The 19,041-nt window shown below is 67.3% G+C and carries 14 protein-coding genes; 9 read left to right on the top strand and 5 right to left on the bottom strand.

What is annotated here, in order from left to right:
* Position 1: 1 nt before the first annotated feature.
* Positions 2-1,207 carry an ABC transporter substrate-binding protein gene (locus tag AC3A6M_RS12060; protein WP_487852967.1) on the bottom strand — a complete coding sequence of 402 codons (1,206 nt, stop codon included), beginning with the start codon at positions 1,205-1,207 and terminating at the stop codon, positions 2-4.
* Between the two features lie 227 nt (positions 1,208-1,434).
* On the opposite strand from AC3A6M_RS12060, the gene AC3A6M_RS12055 reads away from it, so the two are divergent.
* The 5 genes from AC3A6M_RS12055 (at position 1,435) to AC3A6M_RS12035 (ending at position 5,500) form a co-directional block, all read left to right on the top strand.
* Positions 1,435-3,006 (top strand): methyl-accepting chemotaxis protein, encoded by a 1,572-nt coding sequence (locus tag AC3A6M_RS12055; protein ID WP_487852966.1) that lies wholly within the window; start codon positions 1,435-1,437, stop codon positions 3,004-3,006.
* Between the two features lie 40 nt (positions 3,007-3,046).
* Positions 3,047-3,247, top strand: coding sequence for a DUF2905 domain-containing protein (locus tag AC3A6M_RS12050; RefSeq protein WP_487852965.1), 201 nt, complete (start codon positions 3,047-3,049; stop codon positions 3,245-3,247).
* Positions 3,248-3,308: 61 nt separating this feature from the next.
* The gene (locus AC3A6M_RS12045) at positions 3,309-3,725 is read left to right on the top strand and encodes a CopG family transcriptional regulator (protein ID WP_487852964.1); all 417 of its coding nucleotides are present in this window, start codon (positions 3,309-3,311) and stop codon (positions 3,723-3,725) included.
* 10 nt (positions 3,726-3,735) lie between these two features.
* Entirely contained in the window at positions 3,736-4,911 is a 1,176-nt protein-coding gene (locus AC3A6M_RS12040) for an extracellular catalytic domain type 1 short-chain-length polyhydroxyalkanoate depolymerase (protein WP_487852963.1), read from the top strand.
* 49 nt (positions 4,912-4,960) lie between these two features.
* On the top strand, positions 4,961-5,500 hold the full coding sequence (locus tag AC3A6M_RS12035) for a DUF2058 domain-containing protein (protein WP_487852962.1): 540 nt from the start codon (positions 4,961-4,963) through the stop codon (positions 5,498-5,500).
* Positions 5,501-5,517: 17 nt separating this feature from the next.
* Here AC3A6M_RS12035 and AC3A6M_RS12030 read toward each other — a convergent pair whose 3' ends face one another.
* The 3 genes from AC3A6M_RS12030 to AC3A6M_RS12020 form a co-directional block, all read right to left on the bottom strand.
* A complete protein-coding gene (locus tag AC3A6M_RS12030) occupies positions 5,518-6,090 on the bottom strand; it encodes a lipocalin family protein (RefSeq protein ID WP_487852961.1) in 573 nt (190 codons plus the stop codon).
* A gap of 105 nt (positions 6,091-6,195) precedes the next feature.
* The gene (locus AC3A6M_RS12025) at positions 6,196-6,684 is read right to left on the bottom strand and encodes a hypothetical protein (protein ID WP_487852960.1); all 489 of its coding nucleotides are present in this window, start codon (positions 6,682-6,684) and stop codon (positions 6,196-6,198) included.
* A gap of 176 nt (positions 6,685-6,860) precedes the next feature.
* Complete coding sequence (locus AC3A6M_RS12020; protein ID WP_487852959.1) at positions 6,861-7,382, bottom strand: host attachment protein; 522 nt, start codon at positions 7,380-7,382, stop codon at positions 6,861-6,863.
* Between the two features lie 193 nt (positions 7,383-7,575).
* On the opposite strand from AC3A6M_RS12020, the gene AC3A6M_RS12015 reads away from it, so the two are divergent.
* Positions 7,576-7,785 (top strand): hypervirulence associated TUDOR domain-containing protein, encoded by a 210-nt coding sequence (locus tag AC3A6M_RS12015; protein WP_487852958.1) that lies wholly within the window; start codon positions 7,576-7,578, stop codon positions 7,783-7,785.
* Here the strand turns inward: AC3A6M_RS12015 and AC3A6M_RS12010 are convergent.
* The gene (locus tag AC3A6M_RS12010) at positions 7,772-11,125 is read right to left on the bottom strand and encodes a hybrid sensor histidine kinase/response regulator (protein ID WP_487852957.1); all 3,354 of its coding nucleotides are present in this window, start codon (positions 11,123-11,125) and stop codon (positions 7,772-7,774) included. The two genes, AC3A6M_RS12015 and AC3A6M_RS12010, sit on opposite strands and share 14 nt — an antisense overlap.
* 486 nt (positions 11,126-11,611) lie before the next feature.
* Between AC3A6M_RS12010 and AC3A6M_RS12005 the strand changes: the two genes are divergently transcribed.
* The 3 genes from AC3A6M_RS12005 (at position 11,612) to AC3A6M_RS11995 (ending at position 18,889) form a co-directional block, all read left to right on the top strand.
* A complete protein-coding gene (locus AC3A6M_RS12005; RefSeq protein ID WP_487852956.1) occupies positions 11,612-14,644 on the top strand; it encodes a TonB-dependent receptor in 3,033 nt (1,010 codons plus the stop codon).
* A gap of 61 nt (positions 14,645-14,705) precedes the next feature.
* Entirely contained in the window at positions 14,706-16,226 is a 1,521-nt protein-coding gene (locus AC3A6M_RS12000) for a tryptophan halogenase family protein (RefSeq protein WP_487852955.1), read from the top strand.
* Positions 16,223-18,889 (top strand): beta-mannosidase, encoded by a 2,667-nt coding sequence (locus tag AC3A6M_RS11995; protein WP_487852954.1) that lies wholly within the window; start codon positions 16,223-16,225, stop codon positions 18,887-18,889. Before AC3A6M_RS12000 ends, AC3A6M_RS11995 begins: the two co-directional genes overlap by 4 nt.
* Positions 18,890-19,041 lie beyond the last annotated feature (152 nt).

Here is a 19,041-nt window from a genome sequence, read left to right as displayed (position 1 = left end):
CTCATTCCCGCGCCGGCACCAGCACGCCGTCGGCCCGATAGCGCGTCATCAGCAGCTCGCCCGGCCCCAGCGCCTCGTGGCGGGCCGGCGTGAAGGGCGGCGCGTAGTTCTTGACCAGGCCGCGCCAGGCCGGCAGATGTTCCAGCGCGTCGCGCACGGCTTTGCGGTCGGTGCTGCCGGCGCGCTCGATCGCCTGCGCCAGGAGGTGGGTCAGGTCATACGCGTGGGCCACGCCGACCGGGCCCTTGATGTCCTCGATCCGCCTGACCTGCGACACCCTGGCGGCGCTGGCCAGGAAGCGCCGCACGCGCGCCGGGTCGGCCTTCCAGAAGCTGAAGGTCTGGATCACGGAAAAGTCGACCTGCTGCAGGGCCGGGCCGGCCTGCTTGACGAATTCTCCGCCGGTCACGCCCCAGTGGCTCAGGATCGGCAGCCGCTGTTCTTTCGGCAGCGCGGCCACTTCGCGCACCAGCACCGCCGCCTCGTCGTCGTTCGCCACCAGCACGATGGCCTGGGCGCCGGCCGCGCGCAGCTGCTGGTACCTGCCGACCAGGGACGTGTCGCGCCAGTTGTACCAGGAGACGCCGGCGATCGTCATGCCGCGGATGGCCGGCACCGCGCGTTCGGCCGCCTCGGCATTGCTGCGGCCCCAGGACGTGTTGGTCAGCAGCAGGCCGACCCGGTCCAGGCGCCGCCGGTGCGCCGCCTGCAGGATCCTGGGCATGGCCAGCGAATCGCGCAGCGACAGGCGGTAGACGTAGTTCGGCCGCATGTCGTTGTCGACGATCGCATCGGCCGACGACCAGGGCGCCATGAACAGGGTGCGGGTCGACTTCAGGACCGGCAGCTCTTCGATGACGACGGGGCTGAAGCGGCCGCCGAACACGGCCACCAGGCCCGGCATGCGCGCGAATTCCTGGATGTTGCGGATGCCGCGCGCCGGGATCGAGCGGTGGTCCCTGGTCACCAGCTCGAGCGGCCGTCCGCCGAGCACGCCGCCGGCCGCGTTGATCTCGGCGATGGCGGTGCGCATGCCCAGTTCGACGGCCTGGGCCGAGGTGCTGTTGTCCAGGCCGAATTCGCCGTCGATCCCCAGCAGCACAGGCTGCGGCGCGGCCGCCTGCGCCAATCCGCCGGACAGCAGGGCACAAGCCAGGCTGCGGCGCAGCCAGCGGGCGAGACGGGACGGCGGGAGCGGGGATTTCACTGGGAAGGATCGTAAACAATGGAAGAGGGATATTTTAACTTTTTTGATGCATGTCCCGGCATTCTTCTTGCCGAGAAAGGTGTTGCAATTTCGAAATTGACGAGAAATATAGAGGTGTGGCCGGCATACAACTTCGCTTGATTTTGTATCCGCGCGGCAACGAAAGTGCTTTTGGCGAGCCCTCGACCTGCACTAGAGTGAAGGCATCCCATCCCGAGTTTTTTGCCATGTTCAAGAACATCAGCATCAAGGCCCGCCTCCTCTTCCTGACTGCACTGCTGAGCACGGTCGCCATCGTGGTCGGGGTGACCGGCCTGGCGAACCTGAGCGCTACCAATGCTGCGCTGGAGACCGTCTACAACGACCGCCTGGTCGCGCTGGCCGATCTCGGCCAGGTCCTGTCGCTGATGCAGCAGAACCAGAACACGCTGCTGCGCGCGGCGCTGGCCGGCGGCGACCAGCATGCCGCCGCCGCCGAGACCGAGGCCCGCATCAAGGAGATCTCCGGCCTGTGGGGCAAGTACATGGGCACTTACCTGACGGAGGACGAAAAGGCGCTCGCCAAGACTTTCATCGACAGCCGCACGCAATTCGTCGAACAGGGCCTGAGGCCGACCCTGGCGGCGCTGCGCAGCCAGGATCCCGACGCCGTGAAGGCTGCGGCGACCGGTCCCCTGGCGCAGCTCTTCATGCCGGCCAGGAAGAACATGCAGGCGCTGATCAAGCTGCAGATCGACGTCGCCGGGCAGGAGTACGCGGCGGCGCTGGCGCGCTACGCGCATGCACGCAACCTGGCGATCGCGCTGAACGTCATCGGCGGCGTGCTGGGCGCGGCGGTCGCCCTGTTCCTGATCCGCGGGATCAGCGCGGCGATCGGGCAAGCCCTGCACCTGGCGCAGAGCGTGGCCGACGGCGACCTGACCCAGTCCGTGCGCGTCGATTCCAACGACGAGATCGGCCGGCTGCTGGCGGCGCTGCAGAAGATGAACACGGCGCTGGCCGGCATCGTGAACCAGGTGCGCAGCGGCAGCGATGCGATCGGCACCGCCACCCAGCAGATCGCGGCCGGCAACCAGGACCTGTCCGCGCGCACCGAGCAGCAGGCCAGTTCGCTCGAGGAGACCGCCGCCTCGATGGAAGAGCTGAGCTCGACGGTCAAGCACAATGCCGACAACGCGCGCCAGGCCAACCTGCTTGCCAGGGCCGCCTCCGGCGTGGCCGAGCGCGGCGGGGCGGCGGTCGAGCAGGTGGTAGGCACCATGCGCGACATCGATATGGCGTCGGGCAGGATCGCCGAGATCATCGGCGTGATCGACGGCATCGCCTTCCAGACCAACATCCTGGCCCTGAACGCGGCCGTGGAAGCGGCGCGCGCCGGCGAACAGGGCCGCGGCTTCGCCGTCGTCGCGGGCGAGGTGCGCAACCTGGCGCACCGCTCGGCCGCCGCCGCCAGGGAGATCAAGGCGCTGATCGAGAACTCGGTCGCCAGCGTGTCGGCCGGCAGCCGCCTGGTGGCGCAGGCCGGCGACACCATGCGCGAGGTCGTCACCAGCGTGCAGCGCGTGACCGACATCATGGCCGAGATCACGGCCGCCAGCGCCGAGCAGACCGCGGGCATCGAACAGGTCAGCGTGGCGGTCGTGCAGATGGACCAGGTGACCCAGCAGAACGCCGCCCTGGTCGAGGAGGCGGCCGCCGCCGCCGAAGCCATGCTGGACCAGGCGGCGAGCCTGGCGCAGGCGGTCAGCGTGTTCCGCACGGGACAGGGCGGCGCGCGCCAGCCGATGCTACCGGGATAGGGCGCGCCCCGCCGGCTGCGGGTCCGGCAGAATGGTCGCCATGCAAAAACTCCTCATCATTTCCGGCCTCATCCTCGTCGCCGCCGGCCTCGCCTGGCCCTGGCTGCGCCGCCTGCCGCTGGGCCGTCTTCCCGGCGACATCCACATCGCCCGCGAAGGCTTCAGCTTCAGCTTTCCGATCGTGACCTGCCTGGTCATCTCGGTGCTTGTTTCGCTGCTGCTGTGGTTTTTCCGCCGGTAAGCTAGAAAACCCTTGAAATACTCCTTCTATACTCCATATGGAGTATAAGGAGAGTATATTCATGAAGCTTGTCGAAGCAAAACCCAAATTTCCCGATACCGAAAAAGTCACGATCAACCTTGGCCTGGTCGACCTCGCGCAGATGGACCTGCTGGTCGAAGAAGGTTTTTATACGAACCGGACCGACTTCGTGCGCATGGCGATCCGTAACCAGCTGCAGCTGCATGGCGAAGCGATCCGCCAGACCGTCACGCGCAAGCGCTACGTGATGGGCATGCAGCGTTATTCCAGGGCCGAGCTGGAAAAGACCGTCGCCGCCGGCGAACGGCTCGAGATCCATGTGCTCGGCCTCGCATCCATCGACGACGACGTCACCCCCGAACTGGCGCGCGAGGCGATCGCCTCGATCCACGTGCTGGGCGCCTTTCTGGCGTCGAACGCCGTCAAGGCGGCGCTCGCCGACCGCATCGAATCCTGAAGGAACAGTCATGAAACCCTATGAAAAATTTGTCGATAACATCCTGGGCGCAGTGCGCTCCAGCCAGGGCAAGGACCCGGCCGCCGCCACGGCGATCATCCAGGAAGCCCTGCAGGCGGCCGGCCTGATGGGCGGCGCCGTGCCGCCGGCCGGCCAGGCCGAACGGGGAGGCGCGGCGCCCTTCGTCGACCTGAACCCGCCGCCGGCCTGGGCCCCGGGCGTACGCCCGCGCGCCGCCGGGCCCGATGCCGGCCCGGGCGCACTGCAGGACTGGATGGCGCGCCTGAAGTCGGGCCTGCCCGGACAGGGCTTGCCCGGCCGCGACAGGACCGTCGATCCGGCGACGCATGGCCCGGGCCAGTTCCTGGAAGGCAGCTTTACCAACGAGGCCGGCACCCGCCGCTACCGGCTGTACGTGCCGGCCAAGCCGGCGTCCGGGCCGCGTCCCCTGGTCGTGATGCTGCACGGCTGCAAGCAGGATCCTGAAGACTTTGCCGCCGGCACCACGATGAACCTGCTGGCCGAGGAAAACGGCTGCCTGGTGCTGTATCCGGAACAGGCCGCCGGCGCCAACCATTCGCAATGCTGGAACTGGTTCGAAGCCAGGCATCAACAGCGCGACCAGGGAGAGCCGTCGCTGATCGCCGGCATGACGCGCCAGGCCGTGCGTGAACATGGCGGCGACCCGGAGCGCGTGTACGTGGCGGGCCTGTCGGCCGGTGGCGCGATGGCGGCCGTGATGGCGGCCGCCTATCCCGAGCTGTACGCCGCCGCAGGCGTCCATTCGGGCCTGCCGGTCGGCGCGGCGCACGACCTGATGTCAGGACTGAACGCGATGAAGGGCGCGCCGAAGAAGATGCGCGCCGGCGCGAAGGTCGCCAGGCCGGTGCCGGTGATCGTCTTCCACGGCGACCGCGATGCCGTCGTCCACCCGTCGAATGGCCAGGCCACCTTCCACCAGTTCGCGCAGGCTGCGGGCGGGCGCGGGCCGGAGCAGCGCGAAGAGCGGGGACCGGGACATACCCGGATCACCGCGCTGGACGCCGCCGGCCGGGTGGCGGCGGAACACTGGACCCTGCATGGCGCCGGCCACGCCTGGTCGGGCGGCAGCACCGCCGGCTCGTATGCGGTGGCGTCCGGCCCGGACGCATCGCGCGAGATGTTGCGCTTTTTCCTCTCGCGTTGAGCGGCGCGGGTTTGCTATGCTTGCGGCTTCGAACATACGGAGTCACAAGATGGTTTCCCTGCAAGAGCAGCTGCTGAAGGCCGGCCTGGTCGACAAGAAAAAGGTCAAGCTGGCCAACCAGGAAAAGAGCAAGCAGCACAAGATCGAGCTGCGCACCGGCGTCGAGAAGCAGAACGAGGCGCGCGAGGCGGCGCTGGAAATGCAGCGCAAGAACGCCGAGCGCGCGCGCGAACTGAACGCCCAGCGCGACGCGGCCGCGGCCCAGAAGGCCGTGGCCGCGCAGATCGCGCAGATGGTGCAGACCAACCGCCAGCCGAAAGGCAATGGCGACATCCCCTACAACTTCACGATCGGCACGAAGATCGAGCGCATCCACGTCTCCGAGAAGGTGCGCGAGCACCTGGTGGCCGGGCGCCTGGCGATCGTCAGCCATGGCGGCGGCTTCGAACTGGTGCCTCGCGTGATCGCCGACAAGATCGCCGAGCGCGCGCCCGACATCGTGGTGCGCGTCGCCAGGGCCGCGCCGCAGGCGGTCGAGGAAGACGATCCCTACGCCGACTTCAAGATCCCGGACGACTTCACCTGGTAAGCATCAGGCAAGCGGCATCAGCGCGCCTGCCTGGTCGCTTCCAGCCGGTCGAGGTCGAAGCCCCGGCGTTCGAGCCGGGCCAGCAGGGCGGCATAGGCCTGGCGCGGCACGGCCGGGGTGCGCGACAGGATCCACAGGTATTCCCGTTTCGGTTCGCTGACCGCGGCCAGCTGGTAGTCCGGATCGAGGTCGATCACCCAGTAGTCGCCCCAGACCATCGGCAGGGCCGACAGCCAGCGCGGCGCGAAGCGCACCTGAAGCCGGGGCGAATCGGCGCCGCCCAGCTGGCGCGCGACGCCGACCGCCTCGACGAAGCGCCCGTCGGCGCGCCGGCAGCGGTTGACGACCTGCAGGGTGCGGTCCGGCAGCAGGCTGTAATGCGCGGTGGTGTAGCCGTCGCACTGCTTCTGGAAGCGGTTCGGGTATTTCGCGATTTCATACCAGGCGCCGAGGTAGCGCGGCACGTCGAGGGAATCGATCGGCACCAGGTCGTCGGGGACGTGGCGCTCGCGCGCCGCGGCCAGCACGGTGATGGTGGCGCCGAGCAGGCCGAGGGCGAGGAGGGCGAGGCGGGAAACGGGAACGGGCATGGCATTGGTCGGGTTGCGCGTCGAGACGCCATCCTAGCAGGGATGGCGGCACGGTCCGCACACGGTCCGCCCGACCGGTGCCGCGGCGCGGTCGGGCGGACCGCCTTACTGGCCGCCCGCGGCCGCCACCTGCGGCTGCGACGGGGCCTGCGGTTGCGGCGCCGGCGCCGGCGTCTGGATCGTCTGCTGCTGGCCCATCAGGACCTGGAACAGGGCGGGGTAGTCGTAGGCGGCGCCGGAGGCGGCATCGACGCCGGCGCCGATGACGCCGCCGAACAGGATGTTCCCGGCCATCATGGCCTTGGTGGACGACTTCACGGTGGCAAGCCCCGGCTCGAAGCCGGCTTTCTCGCACTTCACGTTCATGTCGCCGTAGGCACGGTGCACGGTGACGGTGCCCGGCGTGGTCACGTAGTACACGCCCTTGTCGTTTTCGAGCTTGCAGGTGGCGCCCGCCACGTTACCGCTCGTATGCAGCGTTTCCACCGAAACGACCTGGCTGGTCCCGCTGACGATCGAGGCGCAGCCGGTGAGGCTGCCGAGGGCGGCGATGGCGATGATGGACAGGCTGGCGCGCGTGAGCTGATGAGGCATGGTGTCTCCCTAGGATTTGCCGGGTGTTCCCGGTCATGTCGTTGTCGAACTTGTATTTATACATAGCCAACTTCCTAGGTGCAACTAATATTTACATCCATCCCGCCACCACGAAAAAAAACGCCAGCCTCGTCGGCTGGCGTCGTCGGCGCGAGGCCGTCCGGCCCGATGGCCGCTTATTGCAGCTTGCTGGCGCGCTGGGCCTGCAACTGCTCGCGGATCTGCTCGCGCAGCTGCTGCCCGTTGGAGTGCGTGTAGTCCTTGTTGACCTCGAGCTTGATCAGCGGCTTGATTTGGGGAGCGAGATAGGTGCGCAGGGCGCCGAGGAACTGCGGCGAGGCGGAAATGACCAGTTGCTGGAAGCGCCCTTCCTGGTGCGCGTCCATCAGGTATTTCGAGATGTCCTTCGCGAACTGTTCGGCTTCATGCTCCTGTGGCGTCTGGGCCGGCTGGTAAGCCTTGTTCGGCGCGCCGGCCTTGGCGTTGTGGGCGAAGCCTGCCGCTTCGTTGCCGCCGATGTTGTGGCTGCTGCTGCCGGCGGCCGTCCGGCCGACCTCGTCGGTGTTGATCTCGGTGGTCCGCAGGCGCGCGGCGGTACTGACCAGGTCATCGATTTCTTCCAGCGGTTCCGCCGGATCGGAATCCGAAAAAATCCTCGCTCGGCCCGCGTTGGCCGACACAATCCAGGTCGTCTGCATGTTACCTCCTGTCAGTCTGTGAAGCATGAAGGATGGACCGGCCAGGCAAGCGCAATGGCATTGCACGCCGATCATGGCTTGGATTCAGTATAGCCAAGCTTCCCGACAGGCGGCGTCACGTATCCGCAGCGTAAGGTACGGCCGGGCCGGGACGTCCTGTGTTCCACTATCCCGTCACAACGGAGGAACCATCATGAGCGAATCGTTCAAGCCCGGCGACAAGGTGGAATGGCATGCGTCGCAGGGCGCGGTGCGCGGCACGGTCAAGAAGAAACTGACCGCGCCAATCGAGATCAAGGGCCACCACGTGGCCGCTTCGGAAGAGAATCCGGAATACCTGGTGGTCAGCGACGACACCGGGGCCGAGGCGGCGCACAAGCCCTCGGCCCTCAGGAAACTGTAGGCGGCAGGATCTTGCGCAGCGCGGCCGGCGCGACCGGCCATTCCAGCTGGTGGTCGAAGCCGGCGCCGCGGGCGATAACCCTGTCGTGCGACTGGCTCGACGTGCTCAGCGCGATGTACACCGCCCGGTTGTCCGGATCGCGCGCGCGCAGCTGACGTGCCAGGGCGTAGCCGTCCACGCCGGGCAGGTCGGTCCGGATCAGGACCGCGTCCGGATGCAGCTCGCCCGCGCGCGCCAGCGCGCATGGCCCGTCGGGGCAGGGCGCGACCGCGTGGCCGTCGGCCGCCAGCAAGGTGCACAGCTCGGCGCCATCGGCGCTGCCGGCGCCACCGTCCTCGCCGTCGACCAGCAGGATGCGCAGCGGCCGCGCGGCCGCCGGCCCCGCATGCGCGAGCGGCAGCGACACCGTGAACGCGGCGCCCATGCCGGGCCCCGCGCTGGCGGCGGTGATGCGGCCATGGTGCAGCGCCACGATGCTCTTCACCAGCGCCAGGCCGAGACCGAGGCCGCCTTCGCTGCGGTCGGGCGTGCGCTCGGCCTGGGTGAACAGTTCGAACACGTGGGGCAGGAGGGCGGCGTCGATGCCGATGCCGTTGTCGGTGACGCTGAGCTCGACCTCGCCGTCGCGCACCAGCGTCGCCAGGATGATGCAGCCGCCCTGCTGGGTATATTTCGCCGAGTTGTTGAGCAGGTTGACCACCACCTGCACCAGCCGGGTGCGGTCGCCCAGCACGACGGCGCCGCCGTCGCGCAGGTCCAGTACCAGCTTCTGGTTGCGCACGTCGATCAGCTCATGCGATTGCTCGACCGCGTCGGTGATGACCGCCTGCAGATCGACCTCTTTCCTGTCGATCGAGGCCAGGCCGCGGGTCACGCGCGAGATGTCCATCAGGTCGTCGACCAGTTCCGAGATGTGCTTGACCTGGCGGTCGATGATCTTGCTGGAGCGCTGGACGTACTCGGGGTTTTGCGCGTCCATCTTGAGCAGCTGCGAGGCGGTCCTGATCGGCGCCAGCGGGTTGCGCAGCTCGTGCGCCAGCATCGCCAGGAAATCGTCCTTGCGCCTGCTCTCTCGCTGCAGCGCCAGTTCCGCCTCGCGCTGCAGGGTGATGTCGGTATTCGTGCCCAGCCAGCGCAGCACCTGGCCATGCTCGTCGCGGACCGGCATGGCGCGCGACAGGAACCAGCGGTACTGGCCGTCGGCGCCGCGCAGCGGGAAGGTGTCCTCCCACGTGCATTGCTCCTCGACGATCTGGCGGCGGTAGCGCGCCACCACCCGTTCGACGTGGTCGGGATGGTGCACCTTGGTCCAGCCCCAGCCGCGCATCTCCTCGAGCGTGGTGCCGGTGTAGTCGAACCAGCGGTTGTTGTACCAGAAGATGTCGCCGTTGATGTCGGCCATCCAGGCCAGTTGCGGGATGTTGTCCGCCAGGGTACGGAAGGTCAGCTCGCTCGACCTGAGCGCCGCTTCCGACTTCTTCGCCTCGCTGACGTCGAGGACGTAGGCGATGCCCTCGGTGCGCGAGCCCTCGAAGTTGGCCCCGCCCATGTACACCGGCACGCGGCTGCCGTCGCGGCGCACGTATTCCTTCTCGAACGCTTCCATCCTGCCGCTCGCTTCCAGGCTGGTCCAGGCCTGCCGGTCGGCCTCGGCCCATTCCGGCGGCGTCAGCGCGCGCCAGGACAGGCCATGCCGTTCGAAGTGTTCGCGGCTGTAGCCCAGCATGTGCAGGAAGGTGTCGTTCACCTTGACCAGGGTGCCGTCGGCGCGGTACTGGATGATGCCGATCACGTCGGATTCGACGATGGTGCGGAATTTCGATTCGCTGACCAGGCGCGCCTCCTCGGCCTGCGTCTGGCGGGTGACGTCGAGGACCGCGCCGGACATGCGCAGCGGGCGCCCGGCGGCATCGCCGACGACGTTGCCGCGCGCCTGCATGTAGCGGATGCCGCCGTCCGCGCCGACCACGCGGAAGCGCTTCAGGTAGGGGCCGCCGGTGGCCAGTGCCTGGTCGAGGCCGGCGCGCACGCCGTCGACGTCGTCCGGGTGCAGGGCGCGGAGATAGGCCTCGACCGGGAGGTCGTCGGCATGTTCCGGCGGGATGCCGAACATCGCCGCCAGGTTGCAGTCCGCGTGCATGCGGTCGGCCGGGATGTCCCAGGTCCAGGTGCCGATCTCGGCGGCAGAGAGGGCCACTTGCAGGCGCAGCCGGGTGTCGCGCAGCGCGGCCTGCGCGAGCACGCTTTCGTGGATGTCGGTGCAGGTGCCCATCCAGCGCACGATCTCGCCGCGCTGGTTGCGGATCGGCAGCGCGCGGGCCAGCTGCCAGCGGTATTCGCCCGAGCGGTGCCGGATCTGGTATTCGATCTCGTAGGGTTCGCCGGTGTCCAGGCTGTACTGCCAGCGCGCCAGGATGCGCTCCAGGTCCTCGGGCGGGAACAGGCCGGGCCAGGCTTCGCCCTCGTTCGACCCCTCCGTGACGCCGGTGTAGTCGTACCACTGGCGGTTGAAATAGTCGTGCCAGCCGTCGGGCCGCGTCGACCACACCATCTGCGGCATGGCGTCGGCGATCGTACGGAATTTCAGCTCGCTGTCGCGCAACACCTGTTCCGCCTGCTTGCGTTCGGTGACGTCCCGGTACAACACCGCCAGGCCCTCGCCGAAGGGAAAGGCGCGCGCCTCGATCCACATGTCGTGCCCTTCGTGCCGGTAGAGCTGCTCGATGCTGGCCGGCTGGCGGTCGCGCATGGCCTTGCGGTAGGCGTCGGCCAGCGGCAGGTCTCCCGAGCCCGGCCAGACCTCCCAGTGGGTGCGTCCGAGGATGGCCTCGCGCGGCCGGCCGTCGATGCGCAGCGCCGCCGCGTTGATGCGGCGGACGCGGAAGTCGCGGTCGAGCAGGACGAAGCCTTCGTCGATGGCCTGCAGCAGCAGTTCGCTCTCGTCCGCGCGCCGGTCGCCGCGCGTGCGGACCAGGGCCAGGTACTGGACCGGAACCGCGTCCGCGAGGCGCTTGAGCGCCACCTCGCAGCGGATGACGGTGCCGTTTTTTGCGATGAAGTGCTTTTCGTAGTTCAGTTCGGGGCGCTGTTCTTTCAGCAGCCGGGTACTGGCCGCGTCGTCGCGCCAGTGATCGTGGATGTCGGTGATGTCGCCGAGCTGGCGCTGCGCCAGCTCGTCCGGGTCGTAGCCGACCAGTTCGCGAAACAGCCGGTTCGCGCCCAGGATCGCCTGCCTGGCCGAATACAGCAGGGCGGCGCAGGGAAGGAGCTCCAGCAGGTTCCTGACCTGTGAAGAAACAGCATGCTCCGGCGTGGAATTTGCAAGGTTCGATTGGACCATGGAAGTTCGTCCGGCGAGGACGTTCGTCAATGAAGGCAGCGCGGACGCCGCGGCGTACGGACGTCCCGAGCTGAATTCATCATACAAGAAATGCCGACGGACGCACGCCTGCCAGGTGCCTGACTAAAATCGCACGGCGTTACGGTCGTGTTTACGAAAACACGGCTAAACTGCGCCCGTTTTTCCAAAATCTGTTGAGCTCCCATTGGCAGCTTTTGTATAACTCCACCACAGGGCAAGGTGCACTGCCCGGCGGCGCAGGGACGCTGGCACGACGTTTAGTAAATGTTCCCGACCCACGCCATTTTTCCTCGTCGTAATCTGGGACTGCCACCGGGTCCGCTTTGGCGGAGTGCCTCTGTAGCGTCACATAAAAGAAGCCCGTCCGTAGGGCGCCATAAGGAGACTTCAATGATGTTCAGGAACGTTCACGCTTCGCGACAGGGTGTCCGCCCGTCCGCAACCCCCATCGCCGCGGCAGTGGCCATGGCTCTGCTGAGCCTGTCCTCCGCGCACGCGCAGACCGCGAGCGCCGAGCAGCCGGCCGGCGCGGCGGCCGACACAACCCAGGCGAAGGTGGTCGTGACCGGCTACCGCTATTCGATCCAGAAGAGCCTCGACCAGAAGCGCGAAGCCAACTCGATCGTCGACGTCGTCACCGCCGAAGACATCGGCAAGTTCCCCGACAAGAACGTGGCCGACGCGCTGCAGCGCGTGCCGGGCGTGATCATCGACCGCAGCGGCGGCGAGGGCAAGAACGTCAGCGTGCGCGGCCTGTCGTCGGAACTGACCTTGACTGAACTGAACGGCAACTACGTCGCCACCGCCGAGTCCAACGGCGATCCGACCCGCTCGTTCAACTACACCCTGATGCCGTCGAACATGCTGTCGAGCGCGGAGCTGTTCAAGACGCCGGAAGCGCGCATCGACGAAGGCGGCATCGGCGGCACCGTGATCCTGCACACCCGCCGTCCGCTGGACGTGAAGTCGGGCAGCGGCTTCGTCAACGCCGAAGGCACCTGGGCCGATACGACCAAGAAGGGCGACGGCCAGTTCTCCGGCCAGTACGCCTGGCACGACGAGAGCAACCGCTTCGGTATCCTGGTCGGCTACACCCAGCAGAAACGCACCACGCGCACGATGAGCGCCAGCACCGAAAACTGGCAGTGGTACGGCGACGACTACGACGCGCATCCGGCGACCGACGTCAACGGCAAGCCGTCGAACCTGACCTCCTACTGGTGGGGCCAGTCGGGCTTCTACGACCAGAGCGGCAAGTACTACACCAACTTCATGATGCCGACCTCGGTCAACGAAAGCATCAAGACCGAAGACCGCGAGCGCAAGGGCGGGCAGCTGACCCTGCAGTTCAAGCCGATGCGCAACCTGAACCTGGTCGCCAACTACTTCCGCTTCGACCTGTCGCAGAACTCGCAGACCAACACCCTGAAGATCCCGGAGTGGAACCTGGCGCGTTATTCCGGCGACGGCAACTGGCCGGGCGGCCGCATGCTCGACGGCCTGACCTTCGACCCGAGCGGCACCATCGTCACCGGCGCGAACTACAGCGCCCACTCCGGCAAGACCTACTACTGCAGCGAGGCGCAGGCCGCGGCCGGAGGCCAGAAGCCGGGCGGCTGGGGCCCGGACGACTGCACCATCCCGACCCCGCAGATCACCGGCAGCTACAATCGCGAAAAAGCGCGCTCGCAGGTCTTCGACATCGGCGCCGAATGGAAGGGCGAGTCGCTGGATGCGGAATTCAAGGCCGGCCGTACCTGGGCCTCGGGCGGCCCGTCGCTGCAGTTCTCGATGCCGATCAAGCCGCGCGTCCAGAACGCCGACGGCAGCTGGACCCTGGGTAACTACGCCAGCGCCTGGAATACGGCCGGCACCCCGACCATGACCTTCTCGCCGGAACTGATGGCGAACCTGGCCAAGGGCATCGGCGAGATCGACCTCGGCTCGACCTCGTCGTCGTGGACCCGCAACAGCAACCAGCAGAAGTACGCCCAGGCCGATTTCACCTGGCATACCGACTACCACTGGCTGGATTCGCTGCAGTTCGGCGCCAAGGTCCGTAACGGCGGCATCCACCGCAACACCGGCAACAACTACTGGGTGTGCCCGGGCACCGATCCGGCGAACTACGACAATCGCTACCAGGCCGGCTGCGATCCGACCGCCAACAAGTTCCAGCCGCAGTTCCTGTACGGCCAGTCGCTGGGCGATATCGCCGGCGGCATCAAGGCCAGCGCCTTCCCGGCGATCGACTACGCGACCTACATCAATTACCTGAACAAGACCTACGGCCAGATGCAGACGCGTAACGAAGACAACTTCGTGTACAACGTCGACGAGAAGATCACCTCGACCTACCTGCAGGCCAACTTCAAGACCGACCGCCTGCGCGGCAACGTGGGGGCACGCTTCGTCCGCACCCGCCAGCATGCCGACTCGACGGACCAGGTCGAGAACTACAAGGACTACTTCTTCAACGGCGCCGACGGCAAACCGGCGCCTTGCCAGGCAGGCGGCGCCCCGGCCGCCGGCGCCCCGGCCGGTTCGGGCTGCGTGAGCGGCTTCACGACCCTGCCGGACAGCATCGCGCGTACCCAGTCCTTCGAGGTCAGCGCGCTCGACCGCACCTACAACGACGTGCTGCCGAGCCTGAACCTGGCCTACGACCTGACCGACACGCTGCTGCTGCGTGCCGCCGCATCGAAGGTGATCGCACGTCCGAGCTACGGCGACATCGCCGCGCCGGGCGGCCTGCAGAACTACAGCCAGGAATACGTCAACGACCGCCGCCTGATCGGTGGCGGCGACCAGATGGGCTGGTTCGGCGCCGGCAGCAACAAGAACCTGCAGCCGTACAAGGCCACCCAGTTCGACCTGGGCCTGGAGTGGTACTTCCAGCGCGGCTCGGTGCTCGGTATCGACTTCTTCCGCAAGAACGTCAGCAACTTCTCGGTGCCGGTCGTGATGGACGTGAACATGAACGTCGGCGGCCAGGCGGTGACGGTGCAGAACTACTCGACCAGTGCCGGCGGCCGCGACGGCGTGTCGAAAGGCGCCGAGCTGTACGCACAGCACACGCTGTCGTCGGGCCTGGGCTTCCAGTTCAACTACACGTACAACAAGACCAACCAGGCCGCCATCACCCTGGAAGACGGCACCGAAGTCGGTTCGTCGCCGCTGGTCGGCAGCGCCAAAAACCAGATGAACCTGACCGTGTTCTACGAAACCGACAAGCTGCTGCTGCGCGCTTCGTACAACCGTCGCGGCGAAGTGGTCAACGGCCTGGTCAACGGCTTGAACGTGTACGCCGATCCGTACAGCCAGATCGACCTGAACGCGGCCTACAACTTCACCAGGGAGCTGAGCCTGACCGCTTCGGTGCTGAACCTGACCCGTCAGGAAACCCGTTCCCACCTGGGCAACGACACCAAGGACCGCTTCTACTCCAACGGCTACGCGGGCCGCATCGCGTACGTGGGCCTGAACTACAAGTTCTGACCTCCGCCTCATCCTCCCCGGGCCTGCCACGCCGGGGAGGTTTTTTCTATGGGACGCCGCAATGGACACGCAAAACCGTATAAGAAGTATCACGATCGTCGGTGGAGGCAGCGCGGGCTGGATGGCCGCCGCGGCCCTGGCCACCTACCTGGGCAAGGGCGCCAGGGTTCGCCTGGTCGAGTCCGAGGAAATCGGCATCGTCGGCGTCGGCGAGGCCAGCGTCCCGCACATCCGGCTGTTCAACGGACAGTGGCTGGGCATCGACGAAGCCGAATTCGTCAAGCGCACCCAGGCCACCGTCAAGCTCGGTATCCAATTCAATGACTGGGGCCGCATCGGCGACAGTTACATCCACGGCTTCGGCGCCATCGGGCGTTCGCTGGGGCCGATTCCCTTCCACCAGTTCTGGCTGAAGCTGTTCCTGGCCGGGCGCGCGGGGCCGATCGGCGACTACTCGCCGCAGACCGTGATGGCGCCCCAGGGCAAGTTCGCGCCGGGCGACCGCAATGCGGCGCCGGGCTCGCCGCTGGCCGACATCGCCTATGCCTACCATTTCGACGCCACCCTGTGCGCGCGCTACCTGCGCGAACTGGCGGAGCGCCGCGGCGCCCGGCGCATCGAAGGCAAGGTCGTCAGCGTGCAGCAGCGTCCTGATGACGGTTTCATCGAATCGGTGACGCTCGAAAGCGGCCAGGTCGTCGACGGCGACCTGTTCATCGACTGTTCGGGTTTCCGCGGCCTGCTGATCGAGCAGACCCTGAAGACCGGCTACGAAGACTGGAGCCACTGGCTGCCGTGCGACCGCGCGCTGGCCGTGCCCTGCGAGAGCGTAGCCCCGATCACACCCTACACGCGCTCGACCGCGCGCGCGGCGGGCTGGCAGTGGCGCATTCCGCTGCAGCACCGCACCGGCAACGGCTATGTGTACTCGAGCAAGTACGTCAGCGACGACGAAGCCGCCGCGACCCTGCTGGCGAACCTGGACGGCAAGCCGCTGGCCGATCCGCGCCCCTTGCGCTTCACCACCGGCATGCGCAGGAAGCTGTGGAACAAGAACGTCGTGGCCGTGGGGCTGGCCAGCGGCTTCCTCGAGCCGCTCGAGTCCACCAGCATCTATTCGGCGCAGTCGGGCATCACCCGCCTGCTGAGCCTCTTCCCCACGCGCGACTTCGATCCGCTGCTGGCCGAACGCTACAACCGGGATTCCGTGTTCGAATTCGAGCGGATCCGCGATTTCCTGATCCTGCACTACCACGCGACCGAGCGCAACGACACCCCGTTCTGGAATTACTGCCGCACGATGCCGGTCCCGGACACCCTGCGCGAGGCGATGGACCTGTTCCGCACCGACGGGCGCTACTTCCGCAACGGCGAGGATTTCTTCGCGCTGCCGAGCTGGGTCCAGGTGATGCTGGGCCAGCGCATCGTGCCGCAGGCCTACCACCCGATGGTCGACGAAATGCCCGAGGATAAGCTGGTCGAGCACGTCGACAACATGCGCAGGACCCTGGCGCAGGCCGCCGAGACGATGCCGACGCACCAAGAGTGGATAGACCGCTACTGGAAGGCTCCCGCACGATGAGCACATTCCGGCTTGCGCGGCCGTTCGCGCGACTGTTCCTGGGCGTGTGCCTCGCCGTCGCCGCAACATCGGCGATGGCGGCCACGCCGGAGGGATTCGTGATCGACAAGGGCTGGTCCTTCCACCTCGCGCCAGGCAATGCGCAGGGCGCCGCCCATCCCGAAGCGGCAGCCTGGCGCGCGGCGGCGGTGCCGGGCACGGTGCATACCGACCTGCTGGCGAACAAGCTGATTCCCGATCCCTATGTCGGCGCGCCGGAAGCCGGCCTGCAATGGATCGGCCTGGCCGACTGGGAATACCGCACGCGCTTCGACGCGCCGCGCACGGCGCTGCGGGCGGCCCGCAGCGACCTGGTGTTCGACGGCCTCGATACCTTCGCCGAAGTCTGGCTGAATGGCGAAAAGCTGCTCGACGCCGACAACGCCTTCCGCACCTGGCGCCTGAAGGTAGAGGGCAAGCTGCGCGCGACAGGCAATGAACTGCGCATCGTGTTCCGTTCGCCGATCGCGAAGCTGCTGCCGGGCGTGCAGGCAATGCCGGTCAAGCTGCTCGGCAACTATCCCTCGCCCTACGGCGACGAGCCGAAGGACGCGATGACCGCCAACTTCGCGCGCAAGCCGGGTTACCACTACGGCTGGGACTGGGGTCCGCGCTACGTCACCGCCGGCATCTGGAAGCCGGTCGTGCTGCAGAGCTGGAATGCGGTCCGCATCGACAACCTGCAACTGCGCCAGGACCATGTGGACGCGGCGCGCGCCGACATCGCCGCGGTCGCCTCGCTCGACGCGGTGCGCGATGGCGCGGCCGAGCTGCGCCTGTGGCAGACCGCGCCGGACGGCAAGCGCACCCTGGCGGCGCGGCGGCGCATCGACCTGCACGCCGGCGACAACCGCATCGAACTGCCGGTGCACGTAGACCGTCCGCAGCGCTGGTTCCCGAACGGCTACGGCGCGCAGCCGCTGTACCGCTACGAACTCGAAGTCGGCGACGGCCGCGCCGCCATCGCCACGGCCAGCGCGCGCACCGGCCTGCGCAGCATCGAATTGCGCCGCGATCCCGACGACAAGGGCCGCAGCTTCTACTTTGCCGTGAACGGCATCCCGGTGTTCGCCAAGGGCGCGAACACGATCCCCTTCGACATGTTCCAGCCGCGCGTGAACAGGGCGCAGCTGCGCCGCGCGCTGCAATCGGCGCGTGACGCCAACATGAATTTCCTGCGCAGCTGGGGCGGCGGCTATTACGAAAGCGACGATTTCTTCGACCTGGCCGACGAACTCGGCCTGCTGGTCTGGCAGGACTTCATGTTCGGCGGCGGCATGCCGCCGGCCTATGACGAGGCCTTCCGCGCCAACGTGGTGGCGGAGGCGCGCGACAACGTGCGCCGCCTGCGCAACCACCCCAGCCTGGCGCTCTGGTGCGGCAACAACGAGGAAGAAATCGCCTGGAAATACTGGGGCGCGGGCAAGGACATGACGGCGGCCGATCCGGCGCTCGCCAGGAAGGTCTGGGATGGCTATGTGCAGCTGTTCGGCACCGACCTGCGCAAGGTCGTCGCGGAGGAGGGCGGCGGCGTCGCCTACTGGGCCAGCTCCCCCAGCGACGACCTGGCCGAAGTGGCGAACACGCCGGCCAGCGGCGACATGCATTACTGGGAAGTATGGGGCAATCCGGCGCATCCGCCCGTGAAATACCTGGAGATCACGCCGCGCTTCATGTCCGAGTACGGCCTGCAGGCCTGGCCGGTGCGGGCCACCATCGACGCCTTCGCCAAGCGCGGCGAGCAGGGCCTTGCGACGCCGGTGATCGAGGCGCACCAGAAGTTCCTGGCCGGTAAGGGCAACGAAAGGCTGATGAAGTACGTGAACTACGAATTCGGCGAAACCACCGATTTCGCGACCTTCGTCTACCTGAGCCAGGCCGCCCAGGCCGAAGGCATCGAGCTGGCCGCGCTGCACCATCGCGCCAGCCGTCCGTTCACGATGGGATCGCTGTACTGGCAGCTGAACGACGTGTGGCCGGGCGCGTCCTGGTCGAGCGTGGACTGGTTCGGGCGCTGGAAGGCGCTGCAGTTCCATGCGCGCCGTTTCTATGCGCCGGTCGCGGTGGCCGCGCTGCGCAATGCCGACGGCAAGACCGCGGTCAGCCTGCTCAACGACCGCCCGCGCGCCGTGCGCGGCGAACTGCGCCTGCGCGTGATGAGCCTGGACGGCAAGGTCCTGCGCGACGAGCGCAGGCCGGTCGCGCTTGCGCCGCTGTCGGCGGCGCAAGCGGCGGACTACGTGGATGCGGACCTGCTGGGCGGTGCCGATCCGGCCTCCACCGTCGCGGTGTTCGAGCTGCAGGCTGAAGGCGAGCCGGCATCGCGCGCCGTGGTCTATTTCAGGGCGGCGAAAGACATGCGCTGGCCCGATCCCGGCCTGCGGGCGGACCTGCGGCGCGACGGCAAGGGCTATGTGCTGGAGCTGCGTGCGGCGAAGTTTGCGCGCGCCGTGTGGGTCGATACCGGCGATGCCGATGCCGTTCTTGCCGACAACGCCATGACCCTGCTGCCGGGCGAGAGCGTGTCGCTGCGCCTGTCGTCGACAGCCGGCCTGGAGAGCCTGCGGCGATCGCTGTATGTACGTTCGCTCGCCGGCGCACTGTTGTTTACTAAAACCCGCTAAATATCCCCCCGTCTTAGTGGCTCTGGTTGACCTGTGGCGAGCGCGACTGATATAAAAACCAGCTATGAAACTGGTGCGGGGCAAAGCAAGCCGCCGACACCTGAAAGCGCCGCAAGAAGCGTTTAATAAAACTAGACATCGGAGACTCTGCA

The sequence above is a fragment of the Telluria sp. Soil_C_11 genome (genome assembly GCF_057657395.1).
Note: the sequence above shows the minus strand (reverse complement) of the source record. Positions and strands in the feature narration are given on the sequence as shown.

What these genes read in the sequence shown, in the direction of transcription:
- AC3A6M_RS12045 (WP_487852964.1), top strand. Translation starts at nt 3,309, where the DNA reads ATGAAGCTTGTCGAAGCAAAACCCAAATTTCCCGATACCGAAAAAGTC.
- AC3A6M_RS12020 (WP_487852959.1), bottom strand. Translation starts at nt 7,382, where the DNA reads ATGCAGACGACCTGGATTGTGTCGGCCAACGCGGGCCGAGCGAGGATT.
- AC3A6M_RS12015 (WP_487852958.1), top strand. Translation starts at nt 7,576, where the DNA reads ATGAGCGAATCGTTCAAGCCCGGCGACAAGGTGGAATGGCATGCGTCG.
- AC3A6M_RS12055 (WP_487852966.1), top strand. Translation starts at nt 1,435, where the DNA reads ATGTTCAAGAACATCAGCATCAAGGCCCGCCTCCTCTTCCTGACTGCA.
- AC3A6M_RS12035 (WP_487852962.1), top strand. Translation starts at nt 4,961, where the DNA reads ATGGTTTCCCTGCAAGAGCAGCTGCTGAAGGCCGGCCTGGTCGACAAG.
- AC3A6M_RS12050 (WP_487852965.1), top strand. Translation starts at nt 3,047, where the DNA reads ATGCAAAAACTCCTCATCATTTCCGGCCTCATCCTCGTCGCCGCCGGC.
- AC3A6M_RS12000 (WP_487852955.1), top strand. Translation starts at nt 14,706, where the DNA reads ATGGACACGCAAAACCGTATAAGAAGTATCACGATCGTCGGTGGAGGC.
- AC3A6M_RS12030 (WP_487852961.1), bottom strand. Translation starts at nt 6,090, where the DNA reads ATGCCCGTTCCCGTTTCCCGCCTCGCCCTCCTCGCCCTCGGCCTGCTC.
- AC3A6M_RS12040 (WP_487852963.1), top strand. Translation starts at nt 3,736, where the DNA reads ATGAAACCCTATGAAAAATTTGTCGATAACATCCTGGGCGCAGTGCGC.
- AC3A6M_RS12025 (WP_487852960.1), bottom strand. Translation starts at nt 6,684, where the DNA reads ATGCCTCATCAGCTCACGCGCGCCAGCCTGTCCATCATCGCCATCGCC.
- AC3A6M_RS12010 (WP_487852957.1), bottom strand. Translation starts at nt 11,125, where the DNA reads ATGGTCCAATCGAACCTTGCAAATTCCACGCCGGAGCATGCTGTTTCT.
- AC3A6M_RS11995 (WP_487852954.1), top strand. Translation starts at nt 16,223, where the DNA reads ATGAGCACATTCCGGCTTGCGCGGCCGTTCGCGCGACTGTTCCTGGGC.
- AC3A6M_RS12005 (WP_487852956.1), top strand. Translation starts at nt 11,612, where the DNA reads ATGGCTCTGCTGAGCCTGTCCTCCGCGCACGCGCAGACCGCGAGCGCC.